8 protein-coding genes are annotated in these 8884 nt (G+C 38.9%); all 8 read left to right on the top strand.

Annotated elements, in window-relative coordinates:
* Positions 1 to 480 (top strand): DsbA family protein (locus tag AC11ZT_RS07990; RefSeq protein ID WP_484059095.1); only part of this gene is annotated, 480 nt, incomplete at its 5' end.
* 311 nt (positions 481 to 791) lie between these two features.
* Positions 792 to 1925, top strand: a complete 1134-nt coding sequence (gene queG, locus AC11ZT_RS07985) for a tRNA epoxyqueuosine(34) reductase QueG (RefSeq protein WP_484059094.1) — start codon at positions 792 to 794, stop codon at positions 1923 to 1925.
* A 50-nt stretch (positions 1926 to 1975) separates the two neighbouring features.
* Entirely contained in the window at positions 1976 to 2860 is an 885-nt protein-coding gene (locus AC11ZT_RS07980; RefSeq protein WP_484059093.1) for an amidase domain-containing protein, read from the top strand.
* Positions 2861 to 2927: 67 nt separating this feature from the next.
* On the top strand, positions 2928 to 3416 hold the full coding sequence (gene trmL, locus AC11ZT_RS07975) for a tRNA (uridine(34)/cytosine(34)/5-carboxymethylaminomethyluridine(34)-2'-O)-methyltransferase TrmL (RefSeq protein ID WP_484059092.1): 489 nt from the start codon (positions 2928 to 2930) through the stop codon (positions 3414 to 3416).
* Between the two features lie 314 nt (positions 3417 to 3730).
* A complete protein-coding gene (locus AC11ZT_RS07970; RefSeq protein WP_484059091.1) occupies positions 3731 to 5626 on the top strand; it encodes a PrkA family serine protein kinase in 1896 nt (631 codons plus the stop codon).
* Positions 5627 to 5888: 262 nt separating this feature from the next.
* Entirely contained in the window at positions 5889 to 7058 is a 1170-nt protein-coding gene (gene yhbH / locus AC11ZT_RS07965; protein WP_484059090.1) for a sporulation protein YhbH, read from the top strand.
* 233 nt (positions 7059 to 7291) lie between these two features.
* Positions 7292 to 8080: an ABC transporter ATP-binding protein gene (locus AC11ZT_RS07960; protein ID WP_484059089.1), complete on the top strand. Its 789-nt coding sequence runs from the start codon at positions 7292 to 7294 to the stop codon at positions 8078 to 8080.
* Positions 8073 to 8819, top strand: a complete 747-nt coding sequence (locus tag AC11ZT_RS07955; protein WP_484059088.1) for an NrtA/SsuA/CpmA family ABC transporter substrate-binding protein — start codon at positions 8073 to 8075, stop codon at positions 8817 to 8819. Before AC11ZT_RS07960 ends, AC11ZT_RS07955 begins: the two co-directional genes overlap by 8 nt.
* Positions 8820 to 8884 lie beyond the last annotated feature (65 nt).

Here is an 8884-nt window from a genome sequence, read left to right as displayed (position 1 = left end):
GTTGAATTTGGCGACTTTAAATGTCCTGCTTGTCGTACGTGGGATACGACGGTTTTACCTCAGTTAAAAAAAGATTATATTGATACGGGAAAGGTACAGTTCCATTTTATTAACTTTCCATTTATCGGAAATGACTCTACACTAGCTGCACAAGCAGGAGAAGCAATTTATAAGCAAAATAAAGAGGCATTTTGGAAGTTTTATGATGAAGTGTATAGCAACCAAAAGAATGAAGATAAGGAATGGATTACGGAACAATTTTTAACGGATCTTGTGAAAACAAAGCTTCCGGAAATTAATCTTACTCAGTTTGAAAACGATTTGAAGAGTAAAGAAATCGTAGATACTGTTCAGAAGGATAAAGATATTGCATTAAAGCTTAATACACAAGGTGCTCCGACTGTGTATGTGGATGGGAAGCTAGTTAATGCAAATTATGATAGCATTAAGCAGGCTATTGAAAGTAACGGAAAGAAATAAACGGATATTGGTTTTTAGTAGCTCCTATGGTCGAATCAGACGATAGGAGCTTTTTTTTTGCAAATATACTTTTTTCGACTTTTTTCGCTAAAAGTATTGAGATTGTGTCGAATGAGTGCTATAATTCAATACATGTTCTTAATAGCGTATGGAAATGGCAGTTTGTAACACAAGCCTTTCAAGCGTATTGCACTTATATTGTATATTAACTTGTTATCAACGCAGTGTTCCGTTTCATAGATAAACGGGATATTGCGTTTTTTATTTATTTCCTCTACAGTTTAGGTACTATAGTACGAGGTGAGTAGCAAATGAATGTAGAAGATTTGAAGCAGGAGCTTATTAGATATAGTAAAGAAATAGGTATTGATACCATTGGATTTGCGAGTGCAGCACCTTTTACAGAGCTAAAGCAGCGACTCATTCGCCAGCAGGAACTTGGTTATGCATCTGGATTTGAGGAATCTGATGTAGAGAAGCGCACAGAACCAGAGAAGTTGTTGCAAGGAGCACAATCCATTATCGCAATTGGGTTAGCCTATCCATCTAAACTTTCACATGCGCCGCGAAGTAAAAAGGGAGCGTATCGCGGTATGTTCAGCCGTGCTTCGTGGGGGCAGGATTATCATACAGTTTTACGGAAACGATTAGTACAAATAGAAGAATTTCTTAAGCAGCGTGTACCTGATCTGCGATTTTCGTCTATGGTAGATACGGGGGAATTAAGCGACCGTGCTGTTGCAGAGCGTGCTGGTATTGGCTGGAGCGGCAAAAATTGTGCCATTATTTCACCGAAATTTGGAACGTATCTTTATTTGGCAGAGATCATCACGAATATTCCATTTTTTCCTGATACCCCGCTTGAGGATGGGTGCGGTTCTTGTAATAAATGTGTAGAGGCTTGTCCGACAGGCGCGTTAGTACAAGGAGGACAGTTAAACAGTCAGCGGTGTATTAGTTTTTTAACGCAGACTAAGGATTTTTTACCCGATGAGTTTCGTGCCATTATTGGCAATCGTTTATACGGGTGTGATACATGTCAGACAGTCTGCCCGAAAAATAAGGGAGTGGATTATCATCATCATCCCGATATGGAACCGAATCCAAATTTAGTGAAGCCTTTATTAAAGCCTTTACTCTCTATTAGCAATAAAGAATTTAAAGAAACATATGGTAGTATGTCAGGTTCGTGGCGCGGGAAGAAACCGATTCAACGAAATGCCATTTTCGCACTTGCCCATTTTAAAGATGTAACGGCGATACCAGACTTACTTCGTGTGATGAGGGAGGATCCTCGGCCTGTCATGCGCGGAAGTGCCGCTTGGGCCTTAGGAAAAATCGGTAACCGAGATGTACTGCCAGATTTAGAAGAAGCGAAGGGAATGGAAAAGGACGAACAAGTAAGGGCTGAAATCGATAAAGGAATGCAAATGTTAATGCAGTAGCAAGTTTGGAAAGTCCCCTTCATATGGTAATAGGTGAGGGGGGAACTCTATTGAACGTAAAGGAACAGGTAAAGGACGTTGCAAGCAAATTTTTAGCATGTGTGACGGGTAATTCAGCAGTATCGGGGTTACCTGCGGATCTATTAGCTATTGTTAAACGAAGAAGAATAGCCATGCAAGAGCGAGGAGCAGAGGTAGTAAAATGTCATGTAACGGTTGCTGCTATTCGGGCATTGACTGCTGGATCTAGAAAAGAAATTCAGTATACGCTGCATATTCAATATTTTATTAGGCAAAATGCTCTGATGTATGTGGAAGAAGAGAAGATGGACCGACTTCTTATATGGAATCAAGATGCGAGTACAATCGATATCGTTCTGCCTCAACCAGAAATGGAAGTGCCGACAGAAATGGTGGAACGCGAAATTACAAAGGGAAAGCAGCCTTATAAATATAATCGATTAGAAGCAGTGAAATATGCAGAAGCGTGGTGGAATGGAAGAAATCCAGCCTACAAAAATTTTCAAGATAATTGCACAAACTACATTTCACAATGCTTACGTGCAGGAGAAACTCCGATGACTGGTTATCCGAAAGTAGGAAGCGGTTGGTGGCAACAATATAATCAGTGGAGCTGGAGCTGGGCTGTTGCACACTCCTTTCATTCGTATTTATCAAGAAATACCATAGGTCTTCGGGCAAAACTTGTGGAAAAACCAGAAGAATTGATGCTCGGTGATATTATCATTTATGATTTTGAAGATGATGGTCGATGGAATCATACGACCATTGTTACAGCTAAAGATGCGAAAGGGATGCCACTCGTGAACGCTCATTCTGCGGATAGTCGTCGCCGGTACTGGGCATATAAGGATTCAAGTAAATATACGCCGCGAATGAAATATAAATTTTTTCATATTGTAGATGACATGTGAGCCTAAACCTTTTCAATTCAATGCATAGTGGTATAATACCATGTAGAGAAAGGTAGAGGTGAACAAAATGGGTATACATGCAGTGTTATTTCAACCAGAAATTCCATCTAATACAGGAAACATTGCTCGTACTTGTGCCGCAACAGGGACTGTTTTACATTTAATTCGTCCACTTGGCTTTTCAACAGAGGATAAAATGTTAAAACGCGCAGGGCTTGATTACTGGCAGTATGTTGATGTGAGATATTACGATAGCATAGAAGAATTTTTTGAAAAAAATCCAGATGGGGATAAGTATTATCTAACGAAATATGGAGAAAAAGCTCATACAGTCTTTGACTATAGTGATACAACTAAAGATATCTTCTTTGTTTTCGGAAGAGAATCAAATGGATTACCAGCCAACATCATTCAAGAAAATTTTGACCACTGCTTACGTATCCCGATGACTGATAAAGTTCGTTCTTTAAACTTATCGAACACGGCAGCCATTCTTATATATGAAGCGTTGCGTCAGCAAAACTATCCAGAGCTAGATCTTAAAATCGTGTATTAACAAACTGGTTAAAAAAAAAGCGATGAACCTTGTTCAACGCTTTTTTTGTATGTCTTCACGATTTAGAATGTGGCTTATCATTATATCCTGCTTTGAAAATTGCACTTAAAAAGACGATAATTACAAATAAAATTAAAATAAATTTCATTGTAGTTTTCCTCCTTTTGATAGCTTTTCTAGGATTTCTCCTTACTGCATCTGTATTGTCTCATGAATTTGAAGATTTTGGCAATATGTATTCCTACGAATGTTTCGGGACATCCCCGCATAGGTTATAATAATCCTTTTTGAACAAGATGATGGGGAGGGCTACCATGGATATATTAAAGAAAATCGAGGAATATAGAGAAACAGAACAGCATTTAAGATGGGAAGGGTCGTTTGCAGAGTATTTAGAAATTGTTAAAGAAAGACCGTACGTCGCGCAAACTGCGCATTCTCGGATTTATAATATGATCAAAGATGCAGGTATAAAGGAATTTGAAGGGAAAAAACGATACCAATTTTTCAGTAATCAGCTTTATGGTTTAGAAGAAGCATTGGAGCGTCTAGTGGAAGAATATTTTCATCCTTCTGCAAAACGGTTGGATGTTCGAAAACGGATTTTACTACTAATGGGTCCTGTTAGCGGTGGAAAATCAACTCTCGTTACGATGCTAAAACGAGGGCTAGAAGCATATTCTTTAACGGATGAAGGGGCTGTCTACGCTATCAAGGGATGCCCGATGCACGAAGATCCCTTGCATTTAATCCCCCAGCATTTACGAAATGACTTTTTCCAGGAATACGGTGTTCGTATTGAAGGGAATTTATCGCCGTTAAACGTAATGAGGCTTGAGAAGGAGTACCGTGGTCGCATTGAAGATGTGGTAGTAGAACGGATTTTCTTCTCAGAGGATCGTCGGGTCGGAATTGGGACCTTTAGTCCATCAGATCCTAAATCACAGGATATTGCAGATTTAACGGGAAGCATCGATTTCTCAACAATAGCGGAGTACGGATCCGAATCAGATCCACGTGCGTACCGTTTTGACGGGGAGCTTAACAAAGCTAACCGCGGTATGATGGAATTTCAAGAAATGCTAAAGTGCGATGAAAAATTTCTTTGGCATTTGCTGTCCTTAACGCAGGAGGGAAATTTCAAGGCAGGCCGGTTTGCACTCATATCCGCAGATGAATTAATTGTGGCGCATACGAATGAAACCGAGTATCGCTCGTTTATTGCAAATAAGAAAAACGAAGCGTTGCATTCTCGTATTATCGTAATGCCAATACCGTATAATTTACGAGTAAGTGAGGAAGAACGAATTTATGAAAAGATGATTCGGGAGAGTGACGTAGCAAATGTTCATATTGCCCCGCATACTCTGCGCGTTGCTGCCATGTTTACGATTTTAACACGGTTAAAAGAACCGAAACGACCTGATATTGATTTAATGAAAAAGATGCGTTTGTACGATGGTGAACTGGTCGAAGGATTTAATTCCATTGATGTGGAGGAATTGCAACGTGAATACCAGGATGAAGGAATGGGAGGAATTGATCCAAGATATGTTATCAATCGTATTTCTTCCACTATTATCCGTAAAGAGGTTCCTTCCATCAATGCACTCGATGTCTTACGTTCTTTAAAAGATGGATTAGATCAGCATCCCTCCATTAGTAGCGAAGACCGAGAACGTTTCATGAATTTCATTTCCCTTGCTCGTAAGGAATATGATAATCTCGCAAAGAAAGAAGTTCAGAAAGCCTTCGTATATTCTTACGAAGAATCTGCTAAAACGTTAATGGATAATTATTTAGATAACGTGGAGGCATATTGCAACAAGGCGAAGCTTCGCGATTTACTTACGGGAGAAGAAATGAGCCCGGATGAAAAACTGATGCGTTCGATTGAAGAACAAATTGGTATTTCTGAAAATGCGAAAAAAGCATTTCGGGAAGAAATACTCATTCGTATTTCCGCCTACGCACGAAAAGGAAAACGATTTGACTACAACTCACATGAACGACTTAGAGAGGCCATTCAGAAAAAATTATTTGCAGATTTAAAGGACGTTGTGAAAATAACAACTTCATCGAAAACACCAGATGAAAGTCAGCTTAAGAAAATCAATGAGGTTGTTGTTCGCTTAATAGAAGAGCATGGGTATAATTCTACCTCAGCAAACGAGCTATTGCGATATGTAGGGAGCTTGCTGAATCGGTAATGGAACGATAAATGGGCAATATGTGAAAAGGATAGATGTCTCTATATGGCATCTATCCTTTTTGCTATACTTCGAAATTGAAATAACATGCACGAAAACGAAAAAAAATGAGGCGATGTATTCTCAAAAATAGTTGTCAATTATTTATGCATCCCGCATAAGATAGAGTAATCCACTCTCACTCGAAAAAAAGCCGACACAATTACGATATGCATGTGAGTAAGAAAGTGTGACATTTTAATAAGATAAAGGAGGGCAAGGAATGACTGACAACAATAATTATACGATTGCTCGCGAAGATTGGTCCCTCCATCGAAAAGGTCAGGATGATCAACAACGACACCAAGAAAAAGTACAAGAAGCGATAAAAAACAATTTAGCTGATTTAATTACAGAGGAAAGTATCGTCATGTCAAACGGTAGGGACGTAGTGAAAATCCCAATTCGCTCTTTAGATGAATATAAAATACGTTATAATTATGATAAAAATAAGCATGTAGGGCAAGGAACTGGTAACAGTAAAGTAGGAGATGTTGTAGCAAGAGACGGAAACGGGAATGGTCAACAAAAGGGACCTGGGAAAGGGCAAGGAGCAGGCGATCAAGCTGGTGAGGATTACTACGAGGCAGAAGTATCACTCATGGAGCTAGAACAGGCACTATTTTATGAATTAGAGCTACCGAATTTGAAGAGAAAAGAAACTGATGAAAATAAAGTGGAACACATTGAATTTAATGATATTCGAAAAACAGGGTTAATGGGAAATATTGATAAAAAACGAACGATGATGACAGCTTATAAGCGAAATGCAATGACGGGAAAACCATCCTTTCATCCCATTCATCCCGAGGATTTAAAATTTCGAACGTGGACTGAAGTACTTAAGCCGGAATCGAAAGCAGTTGTATTAGCTATGATGGATACGAGTGGTTCGATGGGTATATGGGAAAAATATATGGCCCGTAGCTTCTTTTTTTGGATGGCACGTTTTTTACGAACAAAATATGAAACAGTTGATATCGAATTTATCGCACATCACACGGAGGCAAAAGTAGTAACGGAAGAGGATTTTTTCTCAAAAGGAGAAAGTGGCGGTACCATTTGTTCCTCAGCGTACCGAGCTGCGCTAGATCTTATTGAAACCAAATATTCTCCAATACGCTACAATATCTATCCCTTCCATTTCTCTGACGGTGATAATCTCACATCGGATAATGCCCGCTGCGTTAAACTGGTAAAGGAACTTATGAAGGTAAGCAATATGTTTGGGTACGGGGAAGTAAACCAATACAATCGACACTCCACCTTAATGTCCGCATATAAAGGTATCGAGGACGAAGCCTTTCGTTACTACATTTTAAAGCAAAAGGCTGATGTATTTCATGCGATGAAGAGTTTCTTTCGAAAGGAAGCAGTAGAGAAAAGTAGCTGATAAAAGACCTTGCGCAATGTGCAAGGTTTTTGTAAGTCAATAGAAAACACACTTGACATATCGGTTAACTGTGTTTATTATTGTCAATAACATACTAGAAAAGAAAAAACTAGGTAGCTGATCAGGCAAACTGAAGGCACTAACTCTGATAAAGAGTTAGTGCTTTTTGATTTTTTATTGTGAGTTTCGTAAACAACTAGAAAATTTAGAAGATGAAATAAGGGGGGAGAAAGATGAGTGTTTCAGTAGATACCTTATACAAAACATTTATTAAACAACAGCGAGCAACACCAGTTCTACAAGATATTAATATACAAGTAAAAGAAGGTGAATTTATAACCATTATTGGACCGAGTGGTTGTGGTAAGAGTACACTGCTAAAGCTCATAGCTGGACTTGATAATGAGTATGAAGGAAATATCACAATACAGGATCAGAAAGTTTTAGGTCCTAGTATCAAACAAGGCTTTGTTTTTCAAGAACATCGACTGTTTCCTTGGTTGACAGTGGAACAAAATATAGCTGCCGATCTATCCCTTAAAGATCCGAAAGTGAGAAGCAGGGTTGATGAACTAATTGAAATTGTAAGATTAAAGCAATTTGAAACATCCTATCCGAAAGAGTTATCTGGGGGAATGTCACAACGTGTGGCTATCGCAAGGGCACTGCTACGCGATCCGGAAGTACTGCTTCTAGATGAACCATTTGCTGCGCTAGATGCCTTCACAAGAAAGCATCTTCAGGATGTATTGTTAGATATTTGGCAACAGAAGAAAACAACTATGATTCTAGTCACACATGATATAGATGAAGCAATCTATTTGGCGAATCGTGTTTTTATCATGAGTGCTAGACCAGGTCAGATAAATACGATTATTCCAGTCAATTTACCGTATCCACGAAAAAGAACAAGTCAATCCTTTCAAGAGCTAAGACAAAAGGTGTTAAGTAAGTTTGAGCATGTAGAAGAGCTAGAATTAACACAAGGACAGGTATATAAAGGAGAAGAAAACTATGAATAAAAAATTGAAGCCTTCCATTGTATTACTTTCGGCATTCATATTGATTATATTTAGCGGATGTGCTTCCAAAACAACGACTGCAAATACACAGAAAGAGAATAATGAAAATCTTACAGTCAACATAGGAATTCAGCAGAGCTTAGGACCGTTGTTACTAGCGAAAGAAAAAGGGTGGTTTGAAGAAGAATTTGCAAAAAGCGGAGTGAAAGTGAAGTGGACCGTATTCCAAAGTGGCCCTCCTCATTTTGAAGCCATTGCAGCGAATAAATTAGATCTAGGTGCCGTAGGAAATTCTCCTGTTATTGCTGGACAAGCAGCAAATATCTCGTTTAAAGAAATTGCACTTGCAGGTGATGGACTAAAAGGGAATGCTATTCTTGTTCGAAAGGATAGTCCTCTTCACACGTTAGCAGATTTAAAAGGGAAAAAGATTGGGGTGGCAAAAGGTAGTAGTGGCTTTGCCTTATTGTATACAGCCTTAGCAAAAGCGGGGTTCAAACCAGATGATGTAAAGATTATTCAATTACAACCGGATGAAGCGCAACCGGCATTTGAAACCGGAGCAATCGATGCTTGGTCGATTTGGGAACCGTTCATCTCCCTACAAACATTAACAAAAGGGGCAAGAATACTAGAGAACGGTGAATCATTAAATGCCTATTCTCCTAGTTTTTTGATTGCACGCTCAGATTTTACGAAAGAGCATCCAGATCTTGTCGTACGTTTCTTGAAAGTCTAAGAAAAAGCACGCTTATTTGAAAAAAATAATCGTAATGAAGCCATTGACTTGTATGCGAATGCCAA

This window comes from Ectobacillus sp., assembly GCF_056992975.1.
Note: the sequence above shows the minus strand (reverse complement) of the source record. Positions and strands in the feature narration are given on the sequence as shown.